Source organism: Halorubrum ezzemoulense, from assembly GCF_004126515.1.
Lineage (GTDB): Archaea > Halobacteriota > Halobacteria > Halobacteriales > Haloferacaceae > Halorubrum > Halorubrum ezzemoulense.
In genome coordinates this window covers 2,122,225-2,140,163 of record NZ_CP034940.1, presented here as the reverse complement: position 1 = coordinate 2,140,163, position 17,939 = coordinate 2,122,225, and the positions used below count along the sequence as shown (strand labels likewise).

Genomic DNA, 17,939 nt, shown 5'->3' with positions numbered 1-17,939 from the left:
TCCGCATCTGGGGGCGGCGAATTTATAAAAGAACGCGCTCCAAGGCGACGACCGTCCCGTTCTCGGCGTCCGGGTCGCCGACGATGCGCCCGAGGCAGACCGCGGTGCCGTCCGGCGTGAAGCACGCGGCGAGCGGCGGGTCCGGGTCCGTGTCGCGGTCAGTCGGCGCGTCGCCATCCGTGTCGGTCGGCGCGTCGCCATCCGTGTCGGTCGGCGCGTCGCTATCGGTCGACGCGTCGTCGCGGACCGCCGCCGGGATCGCCGCGTCGTCGACGTCGATCACGCCGGGCGCGTACACGGGAGCCCCGGTCGCGACGCTGCGGGCGGCCGACCGGGCGACCGTCACCGCGGGGAGGTGGGCGAGGGCGTCCTCCGCCGGGCGGACCACCTCGCGGAGGAGCGCGTCGTCGCCGTCCCCGGCCCACGCGAGCGCGTCCACGAGGTCCTGAAGCGTGCGGAGGTCGCGGTCGTCGAACGGGTCCGTGGCGCTGCGCCGGAGGTGTCCCATGTGCGCGCCGCCCCCCGTCGCGAGTCCGATGTCGTGACACAGCTTCCGGACGTACGTCCCCGACTCGCAGCGGATCCGGAGGAGCGCTCGGCGGTCGGCGACCTCCAGCAGGTCCAACTCGTGGACCGTCCGCGTGCGGAGCCGACGGCTCACGGCGCTCTTCCGCGGCGGCTTCTGGTAGATCTCGCCCTCGAACTCGGCGACGACTTCCCGGAAGTCCGACGGGGGTGACCCGTGGAGCTCCAGCACCGCGACGTACTCCTTTGCCCCTTCGAGGAACACCTGCGCCATGCGCGTCGCGTCGCCGGTCAGCGTGGGGAGACAGCCAGTGACCTTCGGATCGAGGGTCCCCGAGTGAGCGACGCCGCGGGTCGGCGGCCCCTCGGGGTCGAGCGTCGCGAGCGTCTCGTCTATGGCGTCCCGCACCCACGCCGACACTTGGTGCGAGGAGGGCCCGGCGGGCTTGTCGAGGTTGACGACGCCGAACCGGAGCAGCTCCGGCACCGACCGCTCTCCGGGAGGCGCTCTGAGCGGGTCGGGGTCGGCGTCGGAAGGGTCTGTCATGCGGAGGTCAGTCGCGGGTTCAGAAGTCGTACACGACGCCGTCGACGGGCGCTTTCCCCTCGTCGTCGTCGGGGTCGTACGCTTCGACGGTCGCGACGAGGACGTTGAGGAAGCGCTCGGGCCCCCAGCGGGCGGTGTTGTACGCGGCGTCGTAGATCGAGAGGTCTTCGATGTCGATGTTGTAGTACTCCCGGTACCGCTTGCGCTCGGAGGCCTCGCGGCGCTCCGTCTCCGTTCGCGCGCGGTCGGTCGGCTTCGCCTCGCGCTCCGCGATCCGCTCCGCGCGGACCGACAGCGGCGCGTCGAACCAGAACCGGAAGTCGGCGTGGTCGGCCGCGAGCCACCCGGCGAGCCGCGATTCGAGGACCACGTCGTCGCGCTCGACGGCGATCTCGCGGAGCCGGCGGTCGAGGTCGCGGTCGATCTGCGGGTCCTCCTCGGCGAACTCGTTGAACTCGACCGGCGTCATGTCGCGTTCGGCCGCCATCTCGCGGAAGATGTCGCCGCCGGAGACGTGCCCGAGACCGAGCGCGTCCGCCAGCTGGACGGCGTTGGTGCTCTTCCCGCTTCCAGGCGGGCCGGAGACGGTGATCAACATATCACCACTGCGCGGGTGTCGTTCAAAACGGTTGTCGTTCGGCTGCGGGAGCGCGCGCCCGTCGGCGCCCGTGTCGAGGACTCGCTCGCCGTCACCGACCCGGCTCGCTCACGCCTCGGGGTCGGCCGTCGCGGCCGTCATCGACCAGACGGCGACGAGGCCGAGCAGGAGCGCGGGGACAAGCGGCAGCACGAGGTACGTGGCGAAAAAGGGGAGCCCGAACCACCCGGCCGCGTACGGATACGCGTAGATGATCCCGGGGATGACGATAGCGCAGACGAAAAGCGCCGCCGTCAGCGCCCACCCCTCGCGGCCGAAGCCGTCGGCCGCCGGCTCCCGACCGGCCGACTCCGACGGCCCCGTACCGTCGGCGCCGCCGCTCTCGCCCTCCGGGGCGTGGACATAGCCGCCGTCGGTAGTGCCGTCGGCACCCGCGGCCGCGTCGCGATCGGCCGCGTCGCCGTCGGCCGCGTCGGTCTCAGAGCTCACTGTCGGGTCTAACCACCACTTTGCCAAAGCCCTCACGGTTCTCGATCATCTCGTGTGCGCGCGCGGCCTCGCTCATCGGGAGGACCTCCCGGACGCGGGGCTCGAAGGTCCCGTCCCAGACCAGTTCCAGGACATCGTCGACCTCGCCCGGCGTCGCCATCGTCGAGCCGATGACGGAGAGCTGGTTCCAGAAGATTCGGTTGAGCCCCGCGCCCGGGTTCGGGCCGGTGGTCGCGCCGCAGGTGACGAGCCGGCCGCCCTTCGCCATCGACTTCAGCGAGTTCGGGTAGGTCGCCTCGCCGACGTGGTCGACGACGACGTCGACGCCTCGTTTGCCGGTGAGCGCCGCGATCTCGTCCGCGAAGTCGTTCGCCTCGTAGTCGATGACGTGGTCGGCGCCGCAGTCCTCGGCGTGCGCGAGCTTCTCCTCGGTGGAGGCGGTCGCGAACACCTCACAGCCCGCGTGGTCGGCGATCTGGACCGCGGCGTGGCCGACGCCGCCGGAGGCGCCCAAGACGAGCACCTTCTCGCCCGCCTCGATGTCCGCGCGCGTCTGGAGCATCCGCCACGCGGTCTGGAACACGAGCGACGCGGAGCCGGCGACCTCCCAGTCGACGCCGTCGGGGACCGGGACGAGGTTCTCGGCCGGGACCGACGCCTTCTCGGCGTGGACGCCGCGGACGTGTTCGCCGATGATGTGGAAGGAGACGCACAGCGACTCCTCGCCGTTCCGGCAGAACTCGCAGTTGCCGCAGGAGACGCCGGCGCTCACGGCGACGTGGTCCCCAGGCTCGAAGCGCGTCACGCCCTCACCGACGGCCTCCACGACGCCCGCGGCGTCGCTCCCCGGGATGTGCGGCATCTCCACGTCGATGCCGGGCATTCCGCGGCGAGTCCAGACGTCGAGGTGGTTCAACGCCCCCGCCTTGACGTCGACGAGCACCTCGCCGCGGTCGGGGTCGGGCTCGGGGAACTCGCCGTACTCGATCACGTCGCGGTCGCCGTGGTCGGCGAACTGAACGGCCTTCATATTCGGACCCTCCCGCGGGACCCACTAAACAGTACGCCTCACGGAAACGAGCGACGCGACCATCGAACCGGCGCGGCCACCGGACTGACGCGACCATCGAACCGGCGCGGCCCGCGGGACGACGCTCGCAGCCACCGTGCGAGTCGCCCACAGCGACCCGACCGTTTCGTGATGTTTAAGTACCGAAAGCGGGAGCATACGAACGCACGAACTGTAGGGGCGTCGGGCCCCGAGTCCGAGAGGGCGATGATACAACGCGGGTTGCGGTAGCCAAGCCTGGCCCAAGGCGCAGGGTTGCTAACTCTGTGGCGTCACTGCCTCCGGGGTTCGAATCCCCGCCGCAACGCTCGAACGGACGAGTACCGCCGGATCGCGCCGGTAGGGCTCACCACAACCAACACATGAGCACGGAAGAACCACAGGACGACTCGCCGGAGGAGGAGGAAGACCTCCAGTACTTCGTTCGGATCGGGGGCGCGGACCTCGACGGGACGAAGACGGTCGAGCGAAGCCTGTCCGAACTCGACGGCATCGGCACGCGCACGGCGCGGCTGGTCGCCGAGAAGGCCGACGTGGACCGAAACGCCACGTTCGGGCTCCTCGACGAGGAGGATATCGACGCGGTGGTCGACATCGCCGAGAACCTCGAAGACCACGTCCCGTCGTGGATGACGAACCGACAGAACGACTTCTTCACCGGAGAGACGACGCACCTCGTCGGCACGGACGTCAACGAGAAGCGGCGCCACGACATCAACCGGATGAAGATCATCGAATCGTACAAGGGCGTGCGCCACAAGCGCGGGCAGAAGGTCCGCGGCCAGCGCACCAAGTCCACGGGTCGCTCGGAGGGGACCATCGGGGTCAACGTCGAGGAGATCCGCGAGGAGATGGAAGACGACGAGGGCGGTGACGACGAATGAGCACCGGAAAGAACACCAAGGGCTACGAGACGCCGAACCACCCGTATCAGGGCGAGCGCATCGCCGAGGAGTCCGACCTCCTCTCGCGGTACGGTCTGAAGAACAAAGAGGAGTTCTGGCGCGCCCAGTCCGAGCTGCGCAACATGCGCCGAGAGGCCCGACGGCTGCTCGGCGAGGCGCAGGGTGACGTCGACGCCGCACAGGACGCCGGCGCGGAGTTCGTTACGCGGCTCCGCCGGATCGGCATCCTCGGCGACAACGACGACATCTCGACGGTCCTGTCGCTCGACGTGACCGACCTGCTGGAGCGTCGCCTCCAGACGGTCGTCTACCGACAGGGCTTCGCCTCCTCGACCCAGCAGGCCCGCCAGTTCATCGTCCACGGCCACATCACCGTCAACGGCGCCCGCGTCACGCGCCCGTCGGTGAAGGTGGACGTCGACGACGAGGGCGCCATCGCCTTCGACGAGACGAGCCCGCTCGCGGACGATCTCCACCCCGAGCGCGCGGAGTCACAGGAGTAACCAACCATGAGTGAATCCGAGGACGGAAAGTGGGGCATCGCCCACGTGTACGCGTCGTTCAACAACACGCTCATCACGGTCACCGACGAGACGGGCGCCGAGACGATCGCCAAGTCGTCCGGCGGCACCGTGGTGAAGCAGAACCGCGACGAGGCGTCGCCGTACGCCGCCATGCAGATGGCGGAGGTCGTCGCCGAGCGCGTCAAGGACGCCGGGCTGGAGGGCGTGCACGTTCGCGTGCGCGGTCCCGGCGGCAACCTCAACAAGTCCACCGGTCCCGGTGCGCAGGCGACGATCCGCGCGCTCTCGCGGGCGGGCGTCGAGATCGGGCGCATCGAGGACGTCACGCCGATCCCGCACGACGGGACGAAGGCGCCGAAGAACAAGCGAGTCTGACATGACCGAAGACGAATTCGACGTCCAGTACGTCGAACGGGACGAACGCAGCGCGCGGGTGCTGATCCGCGGGCTCACGCCGGCGTTCGCCAACGGCATCCGCCGCGCGATGATCGCCGACGTCCCGACGTTCTCGATCGACACCGTCCGGTTCGTCGAGAACTCCTCGGTCATGTTCGACGAGATGATCGGCCTGCGGCTGGGGCTCGTGCCCCTGACGACGCCGCTCGACGACTTCGATATCGGCGACGAGGTCACCCTCGCGCTCGACGTCGAAGGTCCGGCGACGGCGTACTCCGGCGACATCGAGAGCAGCGACCCGCTCGTCGAGGTCGCCGACGAGAACGTTCCGATCATCGAGCTGAAGGAGGGACAGCGGTTGGAGTTCGAGGCCGACGCGGTCCTCGACACCGGCAAGGAGCACGCCAAACACCAGGGCGGCGTCTCCGTCGGCTACCGCCACCTCCAGCGCGTCTCGGTCGAGGGCGACCGCGGCGAGTTCGACGACGACGAGCCGAACATCCTCCGCGGCGTCATCGAGACGCCGGACGGGGAGATCGAGCTCACGGACGAGTTCGACAACGACCTCTCGGAACGGTTCCCCGGCAAAGAGGTCGCGGTCGAGGACGTGCCGGGCGCGTTCGTCTTCCACATCGAGACGGACGGCTCGTTCGACGTCGAGGAACTGTTGCTCCGCGCGATCGACTCCATCGAGGAGCGCGCGGACGAACTACAGACGAAAGTCGCAGTATAAGGAAATGACGGCCCTTCGAACCACCCCCCTGACCGTCGCCCTCGCCGGCAGCCGCGGCGCCGCTCCGACCGACGGAGCGCGCGCGGCCGACCGCGGGGACGCCGGGACCGAAAGTGGTTTGAAGGGAGCCGGAATACGGTGGAGTGTACGCAGGGATAGCCAAGTCAGGCCAACGGCGCAGCGTTCAGGGCGCTGTCCTGTAGAGGTCCGCAGGTTCAAATCCTGCTCCCTGCACTCCGTTTTCCACGAACTCTCCGTTCAGGAGGGACAGCTATGAGTAGCAAGACGAATCCGAAACTACAGAACCTCATCGCCGATCTGAAGTCGGTCTCGCGTGACTCCGGTGCCAACGTGTGGCAGGACGTCGCCGACCGACTGGAGAAGCCACGGCGCACGCACGCTGAGGTCAACCTGGGCCGTATCGAACGATACGCGCAGGAAGACGAGACGGTCGTCGTCCCCGGCAAGGTGCTGGGCAGCGGTGTGCTCGAAACGAACGTTACCGTCGCCGCCGTCGACTTCTCCGGAACCGCCCGGACGAAGATCGACCAGGCCGGCGAAGCGGTGACGCTGGAACAGTACGTCGAACAGAACCCCGAAGGAAGCAACGTGCGGGTGATCCGATGAGTCTCGCGAAGATCGACGCGGACGTCGTCGTCGACGCCCGCGACTGTATCCTCGGTCGCGTCTCCTCGGAGGTCGCCCAGCGCGTCCTCGCCGGGGAGACCGTCGCCGTCGTCAACGCCGAGCGCGCCGTCATCACCGGCAACGAGGAGGCGACGATGGAGACGTACCACAAGCGCGCGGAGCTCGGCTCGGACAGCGGGCCGTACTACCCCAAGCGCCCCGACCGAATCTTCAAGCGCGCCATCCGCGGCATGCTGCCGTACAAGTCGGAGGACGGCCGCGAGGCGTTCTCGAACGTGCGCGTGTACGTCGGGAACCCCTACGAGCGCGACGAGGACGTCGAGAGCGTCGTCCTCGACGGCACCTCGCTCGACCGCCTCTCGAACATCAAATTCACCACGCTCGGGGAGATCTCCGAGTCTCTGGGAGCCAACGTCACATGGTAACGAACACCTCAGGCAAGAAGAAGACGGCCGTCGCCCGCGCCACCGTGCGCGAGGGCGAGGGTCGCGTTCGCATCAACTCCCAGCCAGTCGAGCTGGTCGAACCGGAGCAGGCGCGGCTCAAGATGCTGGAGCCGTTCCGCATCGCGGGCGAGGAGCTCCGCGACGGCGTCGACATCGACATCGACGTCGAGGGCGGCGGCTTCAGCGGGCAGGCGGACGCGACGCGGACCGCCATCGCCCGCGGCCTCGTCCAGCACCTCGGCGACGCCGAGCTGCGCGACGCGTACATGAACTTCGACCGCACCCTGCTGGTCAACGACGTGCGCCAGTCCGAACCCAAGAAGTGGGGCGGACCCGGCGCGCGCGCTCGCTACCAGAAGTCCTACCGCTGAGGTGATCCAGTCATGATGATCCCCGTCCGGTGTTTCACGTGCGGCAACGTCGTGGGTGAACACTGGGAAGAGTTCAAAGAGCGGGCTCGCGAGGGCGACGAAGACCCCGGCGAGGTGCTCGACGACCTCGGGGTCGACCGGCACTGCTGCCGGCGCATGCTGGTGAGCCACCGCGACCTCGTGGACGTCGTCTCGCCGTACCAGTAACCATGTCAGGACAGCGATACAATCGATACGAGAAGGCACGCATCCTCGGCGCGCGAGCGCTACAGGTGTCCTACGGGGCGCCCGTGCTGATCGACACGGACCAGACGGAGCCGATACTCGTCGCCGCGGAGGAGTACGACGCGGGCGCGCTCCCGTTCACCGTGCGGAGGGAATCCAACTAATGACCCGAATTACCAGCGTCTCGTTGCGTCGCGTGCTCGACTCGCGCGGAAACCCGACGGTCGAGGCCGACGTGCTCACCGAGTCCGGCGGCTTCGGCCGTGGGGCGGCGCCTAGCGGGGCCTCGACCGGGGAGTACGAAGCGATCGAACTGCCGGCGAGCGAATCCATCGCGAAGGCCCGCGAACACGCGGTCCCGCGCCTCGAGGGCGTCTACGCCGGCGACCAGCGCGCGGTCGACAGCGCACTCCGCGCCGCCGACGGGACGGACGACTTCTCCGCCATCGGCGCCAACAGCGCGGTCGCCATCTCGATGGCGGCCGCGAAGGCCGCCGCCGACGTGCTCGGCGCACCGCTGTACCAGCACCTCGGCGGGGCGTTCCGCGGCGAGAACTTCCCGATCCCGCTTGGCAACGTCGTCGGCGGCGGAGAGCACGCCAAGGAAGCGACCCACATTCAGGAGTTTCTCGCGGCGCCCGTCGGCGCGCCGAGCGTCTCGGAGGCCGTCTTCGCGAACGCCGCGGTCCACGCGGCGGTCGCGGACGTGTTAGACGAGCGCGGCGTGCCCGCGGCGAAGGGCGACGAGGGCGCGTGGGCGCCCCCCATCTCGGACGCCGACGCGTTCGAGGTCGTCGACGAGGCGGTCGACCGCGTCGAGGAAGACGTGGGCTTCGAGATCCGCTTCGGTCTCGACATGGCCGCGGCCGAACTGTACGACGACGAGGTCGAGGCGTACGTCTACGGCGACGAGACGAAGTCGGCCGACGAGCAGATCGAGTATGTCGCTGGCCTCGTCGACGAGTACGACCTCGCGTACGTCGAGGACCCGCTCGACGAGAACGACTACGAGGCGTTCGCGGAGTTGACCGACCGGGTCGGCGACCGGACGCTGATCTGCGGGGACGACCTGTTCGTCACCAACGTCGAGCGGCTCCAGGACGGCATCGACGCCGGCGCGGCCAACAGCATCCTCATCAAGCCGAACCAGATCGGGACGCTGTCGGACGCGTTCGACGCCGTCGAGCTCGCCGCCCGCAACGGGTACGAGATAGTCATCTCTCACCGTTCGGGCGAGACCGAGGACACCACCATCGCACACCTCGCCGTGGCGACCGACGCCGGTTACATCAAGACCGGGACGGTCGGCGGCGAGCGAACCGCCAAGCTGAACGAACTGGTCCGCATCGCGGACGACGCGGTATGACGGGCCCACACCACGCATGAGCGAAGACAACGACGCGGTCGAACTCGACGACGACGCGGAGACCGAGGCGGTCGACGCGGCGGTCGAGGAGGAGGCCGACACGACCGAGGAACCGACCGCCGACGCGGCCGAGACGGCCGCCGACGCCGAGAGCGAGACCGCCGCGGGCGACGACGAAGCGGACGAGGAGGAGGCCTCCCCGTTCGACGACGACGTCATGCCCGACGACGACGTCGACCTGCTGATCCCCGTCGAGGACTACCTCTCCGCGGGTGTCCACATCGGGACCCAGCAGAAGACGAAGGACATGGAGCGGTTCATCCACCGCGTCCGCGACGACGGGCTGTACGTCCTCGACGTGAGCCTGACCGACCAGCGGATCCGCACGGCCGCGGACTTCCTCGCGAACTACAACCCCGAGCAGATCCTCGTCACATCCTCGCGGCAGTACGGTCGGTTCCCGGCCGAGAAGTTCGCGGACGCCATCGGCGCCCGCGCCCGCACCGGTCGCTTCATTCCGGGCACGCTGACGAACCCCGACTACGCCGGCTACATCGAGCCGGACGTGGTCGTGGTCACCGACCCCATCGGCGACGCGCAGGCCGTCAAAGAGGCCATCACCGTCGGTATCCCGGTGATCGCGATGTGCGACTCCAACAACCAGCTGTCGAACGTCGACCTCGTCATCCCGACGAACAACAAGGGTCGGCGCGCGCTGTCGGTCGTCTACTGGCTCCTCGCCAACGAGACGCTCGACCGCCGCGGCGCCGACACGGTGTTCGCCCTCGAAGACTTCGAGGACGAGCTCTAAGCCGGCCGCGTTTTTCTTCGACGCTTCTTGTTTCGTCCGTTCACCGCTCGGAGAGCCGTCGGCGAATCGATCCGCGGCGCGACGCGCTCAGACGATATCGGGCGTGAACGGGTACGAATAGACCCGCCCGTCGTTGGCCTTCACCGTTGCCACGAGGACCAAGACTAGGTCGACGACGCCGATAATCGGGAACAGCAGGAGGCCGATGAACACGAAGCTCAGGACGGCGGCAATCATGAGCGCGGCGAAGACGACGATCTGGAAGTTCAGCGAGTTCTTCGCGTTCCGCTCGACGAGTTCGTCGTTGTCGTCCGCGAGGATCAGGAAGAGAATCGGGCCGAGGAACGACGCGAAGAGCGACGAGGCGTGCGACAGCGCCGCTAGCGTCGTGTCCCCGTCGACGGTCCCGTCGCCGGTCTCAGTTGCTGTGGTTGACATAGCGGGATGGCGGTTTCGGAGCAGATTGATAAATTTTCGGAGACCGACCGGAATACACGGAGGCGGCAGTCGACAGCCACGCTCAAGCCGGCGCCCGTCGCCGACTGCGACCGATCGGTCGTCGGTCGGTCCCCCGCTCAGTCGGGCGTCGGCCGGTCCCCCTCTCAGTCGGGCGTCGGCCGGTCCCCCGCTTAGTCGGTCGTCGACGGCTCGCTGTCGGTCGGTTCGTCGACCGCCCCGCCCGTCGTCTCCTCGGGCACGTCGTGGGTCCACCGCGGCTCTATCTCTCGGTTCGCCATCACGATCCGGTCGCCGCCGTCGGTGTCGATCCGCGTCTTCCGGAGTTCGATGGCGGCGACCGTTCCCGTCACGCCCTTCGACTCGACGCGGTAGCCGACGTTGAAGTCCGGGTCCCGCAGGAGGTAGACGCCCGCCACCGTGTCCTCGATCATCTCGGAGAGCGCGTAGGAGACCCCGAGGGCGATGAAGCCGACGGCGGTGCCGAGGCTCGCCGCGATGTCGCCCATGCCGACGACCTTCAGGAACGTGAGCGCGACGCCGAACCAGAGGAAGACGGCGACGAGCGTGCCGATGAGGTCGCCGACCAGCTCGCGGTCGCCGACGTACAGTCGCTCGATCGAGCCGCGGACGACGGAGAGGACGACCCTGACCGTCAGGTACGCCAGCGCGAGGAAGATCAGCCCCGAGAGCAGCCGCGGTACCGCGACGACGAGCCCCTCGACGAAGTTCGAGAGCGACCGGGAGACGAGCGACGGGATCTGCGTCATGCCGAACCGCACACGGCCAGGGGTGGAAAAGGTAGGGGCGACCCGACCGCGTCAGTTGGCGTCCGTCTCGGAGGTGAACACGCCGTCGAGGTCGACGCTCGGATCGCGGCGCGGTTCCGTCTCGCGCCCCGACCGCTCGTCCGGGGCGCGCTTCCGCGCGCGGCGCATGAGGACCTCGTGGGTGTCCCGCGACTCCTCGTCCGGCCCGGGGCGCGCCTGGACGTAGCTCCCGTCGGCCCGCATCTCCCAGCGGCGCCGGTTGTCGTCGAGCATCGTCGAGAGCACCCCGTCGAGCGTCTCCCGGAGCGCCGGGTCCTCGACCGGCGCGACGGCCTCGACGCGCCGGTCCAAGTTCCGCGTCATCCAGTCGGCCGACCCGATGTAGTACTCCGGATCCCCTGCGTTGCCGAACCGGAAGATGCGCGAGTGTTCGAGGAACCGCCCGACGACGCTGTGGACCCGAACGGTCTCCGTGGCGCCGTCGACCCCCGGGCGGAGCCGGCAGATCCCGCGCACGATCAGGTCGATCTCCGCGCCGGCCTCGGCCGCCTCGTACAGGCGCTCGACGACGCCCGGGTCCTCCAGGGCGTTCATCTTCGCGACGATGCGCCCCCCGCGCCCGGCGAGGGCGTGGTCGCGCTCGCGGTCGATCAGTTCGTAGAGCCGCTCGCGCAGCGTCTCGGGGGCGACGAGCAGCTTCCGGTAACTCCGGTTGCGCGAGTGGCCGGTGAAGGAGTTGAACAGCCGGACGAGGTCCTGGCCGACGTCGTGGTCGGCGGTGAACAGCCCGAGGTCGACGTACCCCTTCGCGGTCCCCGAGTGGTAGTTGCCCGTCGCGACGTGCGAGTAGAGCCGGACGTCGTCGCCCTCCTCGCGCACCGCGAGCGCGACCTTGCTGTGGGTCTTGAGGTCGACGGTGCCGTACGCGACGTGGATCCCTTCCTCCTCTAGCCGCTTCACCCACCGGAGGTTGTTCTCCTCGTCGAACCGCGCCTTGAGTTCGACCATCACCGCGACTTGCTTGCCGTTCTTCGCGGCGTCGATGAGGCTCCCGAGCACCCGCGAGTCGGGCGCGGTCCGGTATATCGCGGCCTTGATCGCGAGCGTGTCCGGGTCGTGCGCCGCGGCGTCGAGGAACGTTTGGACGGTGTCGGTGAAGGAGTGGTACGGGTGGTGGACGAGCGCGTCCCGCCCGCGGATCGACTCGAACAGCTCCTCCGGCTGTTTCGGGTCGAGGCCGACGAACCGCGGGTGCTGTTGGGGCGTCCACGCCGGACGTTTTAACTCGGGCGCGTCGAGGTCGAAGAGGCCCTCGAAGTCGGAGAGCGCCAGCGGGGCGCGCCGTTCGAACACCTCCCGGTCGTCGACGTCGAGGTGCTCGACGAGGAGGTCGCGGACCGCGGGCGGGGTGTCCTCGTCGATCTCGATGCGGACCAGCGTCGCGAAGCGCCGCTCGCGGAGCACGTCCTCGATCCGCTCTATCAGCCCCTCCGCAACGTCCTCGTTGCGCCTGACCTCGGCGTTGCGCGTCACGCGGAACGTCGAGTGGTCGACGATTTCCACGTCCGGGAACACCAGATCGAGGTTGGCGGCGATGACGCGCTCGACCGGGACGGCCCGCGTCTCGCCGTCCGCGGGGTGATCCGGCCCGGCCGGGACCAGCCGCGGGAGGTTCTCTGGGACCTTGATCCGCGAGAAGCGGACCGTCCCGTCCGGCTTGCGGGTGCGGACCGCGAGCGATAAAGAGAGGTTCGAGAGGAACGGGAACGGGTGCGCCGGGTCGAAGGTGAGCGGCGTGAGCGTGGGCAGCACCGACGACTCGAACCGGTCTCTGAGGTGGTCGACCTCCTCGGGGCTCAGGTCGTCGTACCCGAGCACCTCCACGCCGGCCTCGGCGAGGGCCGGCTTCACCGCCTCGTGGTAGCACTGCGACTGCGCCTCGAACAGGTCCGCCGCCATCGAGAGCGCGTCGGTCCACTGCTCGCGCGGCGTCGCGCCGTCGACGGTCGGCTCCGTCGTCCCGGCGTCGATCTGCTGTTTGAGGCCGCCGATCCGCTTCATGAAGAACTCGTCGAGGTTCTGCGTCAGGATCGAGAGGAACCGGAGCCGCTCGAGCGGCGGCTGGCGGTCGTCGGTCGCCTCGTGGAGGACGCGCCACTGGAAGGAGAGCTCCGAGAACTCGCGGTTGAGGTACCACCGGTCGTCGTCGAACGGCTCGCCGGCCGGCGGCGGGTCGGCCGCGATCGGCGGGGTCTGCGGCGGCACGGCCGTCTGCCACGTCTCGGGCGAGAGGACGACGGCGTCGTCCTCGTCGGGAGCGGGCTCGGGTTTGGCGTCCGCCCCGTCCGACCCGGTTTCGGGGTCGCCGTCGCCCGCATCGGCCTCCCGCTCGCCGTCCACGCCCCCGTCGGGCGGCGTCTCGCGCTCGGCGTCGTCGTCTTCATCGGCCGTGCGCTCCGGACCGCTCATCTCAGCTCAACTCGGCCACGTCGACGATCTTGGCGTCGCTCCGCCCGACGCCGTCGCGGAGCGCGGGGACCGCCGTGACCGTCTCGGCGCGGAGGTCGTACGCGGTGAGCGCCCCGCCGTAGACGCAGCCGGTGTCGAGTCCGACCGCCCACTCCGAGCGGACCGGCTCGTCGAGCACGGTGTGGCCGAAGAACACTCGCGGCGGCCCGGCGTACTCCTCGTACCAGTACGGCGGATCGTAGCTGCCGCCCGGGGCGAGCGAGCGGGTGTTCTGGAGGTCGTCGATCATGTGCTCGGCGAGCGGTTTCCGCGGGTCGACCCCGCCGTGGACGATCAGGTTCTCGCCGACCGTGATCGCGACCGGCAGCGACTCGATCCACGCGAGGTCGTCGCCGGACAGCGACGCCAGCGACTTCTCGCCGCGCAGCAGCTTCTCCTCGTTGTTCCCCCGGACCGAGAACATGTTGTCCGCGTTCCGCACGCGCTCGACGACCGACGCGCTGTCCGGCCCCTTGCGGACCAGATCGCCGACGAAGGCCACGAGGTCGTCGTCGGTCACCTCGAGCCTCGACAGCAGGCGGTCCAGCGGCTCCGGACAGCCGTGCACGTCGCCGACGACGTACGCGCGGTCGTACTCGTCGAGGTCGATGTCGAGGTGGTGCGGTTCGACGTCCGGGTGGAAGCGACCCATTGCGTCTCCGTACGGGGAGTCGACTGATAAACGCCGCTAAGAGCGGTATATACCGATATATATCCCGGCGCGTCGCGCTCCGGCGAGCGCCGTCAGTCGGGCGCGACGCGCCGACAGCCCGCCTCCAGCCGCAGCGTCGGATCGCCGTCGCCGTCGTTCTCGATCCAGAGTTCGACGCCGCTCTCGTTGGGGTCGTCACAGGGGAGCTCCCGCCGCTCGAACCCCGGCCAGTCCCGCTCGAACCGGGTCCCGTCGACGGTCACGACGACGGTCTCCGGCTCGGCCGATCCCGGGAACGTCGCGTGCTCGTTGGCCTCGTTCTCGTCGGAGAGGCGGTACTGCTTCTCGAACAGCCGCGCTCCGTCGCCGTCGTCGACCGCGACGATCACCTCGTGGGTCTCATCGCGCTCCCCGAGGTAGACGCTCACCCAGTGAGCGGGGGTCGACGCGGAGTCGACGCCCGAACACCCGGCGACGGCGGCGAGGGCAGCAGAGGTTCCGGTGACGAACGCGCGACGTGTCGTGGAGGGCATCGTCTCCGCGTTTCCTGTGAAATAAGTCAAACTAACGATTCGCCGCTCGCGGCCCCGCCTCGTCGAATCGCGACCGCGGCGTTGAGAGTCGCGCGTCCGCCCCCGACTTCATCATCGCCTCCGTGTCGGCCGCTTCCTCGGCGGCGAGCTCCGCGCTCGCCGCTGGGAGCCAGGCCGGCGGCGCGACCTCGGTACCGACGGAGCGGGGCGCGACCGCGTACTCGAACCGCTTGGACTCGCCCCCCCGGACGTACGCGAGCCTGGCCTCCCGGACGACGCCGTTCCGGTCGACGGTCAAGGAGCCCCGGACGTCGGTCGCGTTGCGGACCGCGACGCCCGTCGCGGCGTACCGGATCAGCCGTTCGCCGTCCGCCTCGACGACCCCGACCGCGCGGAACTCGCCGACGGTGAGGATCCGGGAGGCGACCGCCCACATCGAATCGGCCGCGCGGTACCTGGTCGTCGCCACCGACCCGTTGGACGCCTCGAAGGAGACGTCTCTGTTCCGAGCGCTCCGACTGTACCGGACGCCGTCGTCGACGTACACGTCGCTGCGCGTGATGTCGACGTACCCGTTGTGAACGTCGAGCCGGAACCGAGTCCGGTCGCGGGCCGCCTCGTACTCGTAGTCGGCGTACGCGCCGGCGCGGAAGCGCTCGACCGCGGCCCCCGTCGCCGGCTCCGTTCGGAGGAACGCCACGGACCGCTCGCGCGCCGTCGCGACGTCGACCCCGCTCCGCGTGAACCCGTCCGGGAACGCGACGTCGCCGAGCCGCTCGTCCGCGTCCGGCGTCGCATTCGCCGCGGAATCCGCCGGCGAGGCGCCGGGCGATGCGGTTTCCGGCGGCGTCGGCTCGCCCGGGACGAACCCGCCGCACCCCGCGAGCAGGAGCAGGACGGCGACCGCGGTCGCGGCGCGGGCGCGCTGGGAGGCGTCTCTCACTCGTGGTCTCGCGGTGACGGGGTTACTTGCGGCCCGGGCTCACGGGCTCGTCGGCGGGGGCGCCGTCGTCGGACAGCGCCGACCGCGCCGCCGCGACCGTCTCGTCCACGCGCGCCCACGCCACGGGCGGCTCGACCGCGTCGAGTTCCGCGTCGAGCGTGTCGAGCCGCTCGTCGAATCGGTCGTCCCAGTCCGGGCCGTCGGCGAGCGCGTCGGCGTGGTCGGCCACTGCGGCCTCGAGGTCGTCGAGCCGCGCGTCGACGTCGCCCGGGAAGGAGACCCCGTCGCGGTCGGCCCACGCGCGGAGGTCGGCGGCCTCGGCCCGGAGGTCGGCGACGACGAGTTCGAGGACGCGCGTCTGGAGGGTCGCCTCGAACCGCCGTTCCGGGTCGGGGTCATCGCTCTCCCGCAGCGACGCGACGGTCTCGGCGACGGCCGCGACCGACTCCTCCGCAGCGTCGATCTCGTCCACGAGCGCGCCGTGACGTCGGTTGGCCGAGCGGAGCCACGCCTCGAACGCCTCCAGTTCGGTTTCGAGGTCGTGGGCGACGCGGACGATGTCCTGCGCCTCGGTGGTTATCTCGTGGAGGGCAACCGCGGCGCGGTACACCGCCACCGGCTCGGCCAGCCCCGACCGCGCCGCGCCGAGGTCGTCGCCGAGCGCCTCCACCTCCGCACGGAGGTCGTCCAGCCGGTCCCCGAACGCCCGCCGGCGGACAGTGACGACCTCGAGGTCCGGCGCGTCGTCGGCGGCGGCGGTCGCCTCGTCGTGGGTCCGCGTCGCGAGGTCGACCCGCGTCTCCGCTGTCGCGAGTATCTGCGACACGTCGGTGACGCTCGACTCGATCGCCGCGGACGTCACCCTCCCGTCGTCGGTGAAGGGTTCGAGCCAGGTCCGGATCGACTCCGGTTCCTCGCCGGTCCGGTCGGCCACAGACTCGACGAGTTCGTCGAGGGGCGTCTCCGCGGGCGCGCTCTCACTCATACGGCCGGATTCGGCGTAGTACGGTGTATACCTTCCTAAGAGCGGTGTGTTCGGGGACAGAGGCGAACAGAGCGGTACGTGGTGGTATATAGCTGTCAGAACCCTCTCTTGTACTCACCACCGATACTGTGGGCTCTTCGCGTGACAAGAGGTGACTATATTAAAAATATAAACCAGTTTAATAGACTTGCCCGTTGCCACGCCTGATGTCAGACCGGAACTGGGTCGACGGCGGCGTGTCGCGGCGGAAAGTTCTCATCACGTCCGGAGCGCTCGGAACCGCCGGGTTGGCGGGCTGTAGCGGAAGCAGCGACGGCGGCGACGGCGGATCCGGCGGCGACGGCGGCGACGGTGGCTCCGGCGGCTCCGGTGGCGACGGCGACGACGGCTCCGGGCAGAGCACGGCGCTGCTCAACGCCGAGGGCTCCTCGACGGTGTACCCAATCTCGAACACGGGGAGCTCATACTGGAACTCCAACGCCCCGCCGAGCGACGGCGAGTACTGGGGCGCGAACGACGAGGGCTCGGTGCCCGGCTGGGACCAGCTCTCCGCCGACGGCGCGGACGACATGCTCATCGCCGACTACTTCGCAGCGAAGTTCGGCTTCGAGCCGACCGATCAGCGCTCTTCGCCGCCGTTCCCGACGACGGTCGGCCTGAGCCACTCCGGGACCGGCTGTGAGGCCGTCACTGACGGCCTCGTCGACATCGGCAACTCCTCCGGGCCGATCACGGCGGAGCTCGACTGGACCGAGGAGAAGGCCCAGAACACAGTCGTCGACAACGTTGTCGGTCGCGATGGCCAGCCGGTCGTCGTCAGCTCCGACGTCTCCGACGCCGGCGTCGCGCAGCTGACCGGCGAGGAGATCCGCGGCATCTACCAGAACGAGATCACCAACTGGAACGAGATCGACGGGGTCGACTACGATCAGGAGATCTACGCTATCGGCCGCGCCGAGGGCTCCGGGACGGACACCTCGTTCCGCCTGAACATGCTCGGCGCCGCCGACGCCTCGATGTCGGGCGTCGACACGCGGTTCGGGCAGAACCAGCAGGTCGCGCAGGCCGTCTCCCAGAACGAGGGCGCCATCGCGTACATGGCGCTCGCGTTCACCAGCGAAACGGTCATCCCGATCTCCATCGAGTTCGACGGCACGCTGTACGAGACCAGCCGCGACGCGGAGAACACCATCTTCGACAGCGAGTACCCGCTCAACCGCGACCTCCACATGTACACGCTCATCGAGGAGAACAACCCCGAAGCCGGCGGCTACGACCGGCGCGAGGCGGCGTTCGTCAATATGTTCCTCAACGAGTTCGGACAGAGCGTCTTCGTCGAGGGGAACAACTACATCCCGCTCCCGACGAGCGACCTCCAGTCGATGAAAGACAAGGTCTCGTCCGTCGCCACGGAGGATCTCATCTCGCCGTAGTCCGAC

General features: G+C 69.3%; 23 protein-coding genes and 2 tRNA genes. 14 read left to right on the top strand and 11 right to left on the bottom strand.

The window, feature by feature from the left end:
* Window positions 1–22: 22 nt before the first annotated feature.
* The 4 genes from EO776_RS10760 to EO776_RS10745 form a co-directional block, all read right to left on the bottom strand.
* On the bottom strand, window positions 23–1,072 hold the full coding sequence (locus tag EO776_RS10760; protein WP_094520871.1) for an RNA-guided pseudouridylation complex pseudouridine synthase subunit Cbf5: 1,050 nt from the start codon (window positions 1,070–1,072) through the stop codon (window positions 23–25).
* Window positions 1,073–1,091: 19 nt separating this feature from the next.
* Complete coding sequence (cmk, locus tag EO776_RS10755; protein ID WP_086219724.1) at window positions 1,092–1,670, bottom strand: (d)CMP kinase; 579 nt, start codon at window positions 1,668–1,670, stop codon at window positions 1,092–1,094.
* Between the two features lie 108 nt (window positions 1,671–1,778).
* On the bottom strand, window positions 1,779–2,159 hold the full coding sequence (locus tag EO776_RS10750; protein ID WP_049930730.1) for a hypothetical protein: 381 nt from the start codon (window positions 2,157–2,159) through the stop codon (window positions 1,779–1,781).
* Window positions 2,149–3,189, bottom strand: a complete 1,041-nt coding sequence (locus EO776_RS10745; RefSeq protein ID WP_086215735.1) for a zinc-binding dehydrogenase — start codon at window positions 3,187–3,189, stop codon at window positions 2,149–2,151. Before EO776_RS10745 ends, EO776_RS10750 begins: the two co-directional genes overlap by 11 nt.
* A 260-nt stretch (window positions 3,190–3,449) precedes the next feature.
* Between EO776_RS10745 and EO776_RS10740 the strand changes: the two genes are divergently transcribed.
* The 13 genes from EO776_RS10740 (at window position 3,450) to rpsB (ending at window position 9,653) form a co-directional block, all read left to right on the top strand.
* Window positions 3,450–3,535 (top strand) — tRNA-Ser (locus EO776_RS10740).
* Window positions 3,536–3,590: 55 nt separating this feature from the next.
* A complete protein-coding gene (locus EO776_RS10735) occupies window positions 3,591–4,112 on the top strand; it encodes a 30S ribosomal protein S13 (RefSeq protein ID WP_049930734.1) in 522 nt (173 codons plus the stop codon).
* A complete protein-coding gene (locus tag EO776_RS10730) occupies window positions 4,109–4,636 on the top strand; it encodes a 30S ribosomal protein S4 (protein WP_006112313.1) in 528 nt (175 codons plus the stop codon). The genes EO776_RS10735 and EO776_RS10730 overlap by 4 nt, the downstream gene beginning before the upstream one ends.
* A gap of 6 nt (window positions 4,637–4,642) precedes the next feature.
* A complete protein-coding gene (locus tag EO776_RS10725; protein ID WP_004046448.1) occupies window positions 4,643–5,032 on the top strand; it encodes a 30S ribosomal protein S11 in 390 nt (129 codons plus the stop codon).
* Between the two features lies 1 nt (window position 5,033).
* Entirely contained in the window at window positions 5,034–5,786 is a 753-nt protein-coding gene (locus EO776_RS10720) for a DNA-directed RNA polymerase subunit D (RefSeq protein ID WP_049930736.1), read from the top strand.
* Window positions 5,787–5,935: 149 nt separating this feature from the next.
* Window positions 5,936–6,020 (top strand) — tRNA-Leu (locus EO776_RS10715).
* Between the two features lie 39 nt (window positions 6,021–6,059).
* Window positions 6,060–6,413: a 50S ribosomal protein L18e gene (locus EO776_RS10710; RefSeq protein WP_004595256.1), complete on the top strand. Its 354-nt coding sequence runs from the start codon at window positions 6,060–6,062 to the stop codon at window positions 6,411–6,413.
* Window positions 6,410–6,859 carry a 50S ribosomal protein L13 gene (locus tag EO776_RS10705; RefSeq protein ID WP_008367868.1) on the top strand — a complete coding sequence of 150 codons (450 nt, stop codon included), beginning with the start codon at window positions 6,410–6,412 and terminating at the stop codon, window positions 6,857–6,859. Before EO776_RS10710 ends, EO776_RS10705 begins: the two co-directional genes overlap by 4 nt.
* A complete protein-coding gene (locus EO776_RS10700) occupies window positions 6,853–7,251 on the top strand; it encodes a 30S ribosomal protein S9 (protein ID WP_004595258.1) in 399 nt (132 codons plus the stop codon). The genes EO776_RS10705 and EO776_RS10700 overlap by 7 nt, the downstream gene beginning before the upstream one ends.
* A gap of 12 nt (window positions 7,252–7,263) precedes the next feature.
* Window positions 7,264–7,458: a DNA-directed RNA polymerase subunit N gene (locus EO776_RS10695; protein WP_006628058.1), complete on the top strand. Its 195-nt coding sequence runs from the start codon at window positions 7,264–7,266 to the stop codon at window positions 7,456–7,458.
* A 2-nt stretch (window positions 7,459–7,460) separates the two neighbouring features.
* Window positions 7,461–7,640: a DNA-directed RNA polymerase subunit K gene (locus EO776_RS10690; RefSeq protein ID WP_049930742.1), complete on the top strand. Its 180-nt coding sequence runs from the start codon at window positions 7,461–7,463 to the stop codon at window positions 7,638–7,640.
* On the top strand, window positions 7,640–8,842 hold the full coding sequence (gene eno / locus EO776_RS10685) for a phosphopyruvate hydratase (protein WP_094520872.1): 1,203 nt from the start codon (window positions 7,640–7,642) through the stop codon (window positions 8,840–8,842). Before EO776_RS10690 ends, eno begins: the two co-directional genes overlap by 1 nt.
* A gap of 16 nt (window positions 8,843–8,858) precedes the next feature.
* Window positions 8,859–9,653, top strand: a complete 795-nt coding sequence (rpsB, locus tag EO776_RS10680; RefSeq protein ID WP_049930745.1) for a 30S ribosomal protein S2 — start codon at window positions 8,859–8,861, stop codon at window positions 9,651–9,653.
* An 87-nt stretch (window positions 9,654–9,740) separates the two neighbouring features.
* On the opposite strand, the gene EO776_RS10675 is transcribed toward rpsB, so the two are convergent.
* From EO776_RS10675 to EO776_RS10645, 7 genes are all read right to left on the bottom strand, one after another.
* A complete protein-coding gene (locus EO776_RS10675) occupies window positions 9,741–10,091 on the bottom strand; it encodes a DUF4870 domain-containing protein (protein ID WP_049930746.1) in 351 nt (116 codons plus the stop codon).
* Between the two features lie 191 nt (window positions 10,092–10,282).
* Entirely contained in the window at window positions 10,283–10,879 is a 597-nt protein-coding gene (locus EO776_RS10670; protein ID WP_094520873.1) for a mechanosensitive ion channel domain-containing protein, read from the bottom strand.
* A gap of 51 nt (window positions 10,880–10,930) precedes the next feature.
* Window positions 10,931–13,348 carry a polyphosphate kinase 1 gene (ppk1, locus tag EO776_RS10665; RefSeq protein WP_094520874.1) on the bottom strand — a complete coding sequence of 806 codons (2,418 nt, stop codon included), beginning with the start codon at window positions 13,346–13,348 and terminating at the stop codon, window positions 10,931–10,933.
* Between the two features lies 1 nt (window position 13,349).
* Window positions 13,350–14,039, bottom strand: a complete 690-nt coding sequence (locus tag EO776_RS10660; protein ID WP_094520875.1) for a metallophosphoesterase family protein — start codon at window positions 14,037–14,039, stop codon at window positions 13,350–13,352.
* A 92-nt stretch (window positions 14,040–14,131) separates the two neighbouring features.
* A complete protein-coding gene (locus EO776_RS10655) occupies window positions 14,132–14,572 on the bottom strand; it encodes a hypothetical protein (RefSeq protein WP_094520876.1) in 441 nt (146 codons plus the stop codon).
* A 31-nt stretch (window positions 14,573–14,603) separates the two neighbouring features.
* The gene (locus EO776_RS10650; RefSeq protein WP_176450717.1) at window positions 14,604–15,515 is read right to left on the bottom strand and encodes a hypothetical protein; all 912 of its coding nucleotides are present in this window, start codon (window positions 15,513–15,515) and stop codon (window positions 14,604–14,606) included.
* Between the two features lie 22 nt (window positions 15,516–15,537).
* Entirely contained in the window at window positions 15,538–16,500 is a 963-nt protein-coding gene (locus tag EO776_RS10645; protein ID WP_094520877.1) for a halo transducer protein, read from the bottom strand.
* Window positions 16,501–16,706: 206 nt separating this feature from the next.
* Between EO776_RS10645 and EO776_RS10640 the strand changes: the two genes are divergently transcribed.
* A complete protein-coding gene (locus EO776_RS10640) occupies window positions 16,707–17,933 on the top strand; it encodes a PstS family phosphate ABC transporter substrate-binding protein (protein ID WP_086215726.1) in 1,227 nt (408 codons plus the stop codon).
* The last annotated feature ends 6 nt before the right edge of the window (window positions 17,934–17,939 follow it).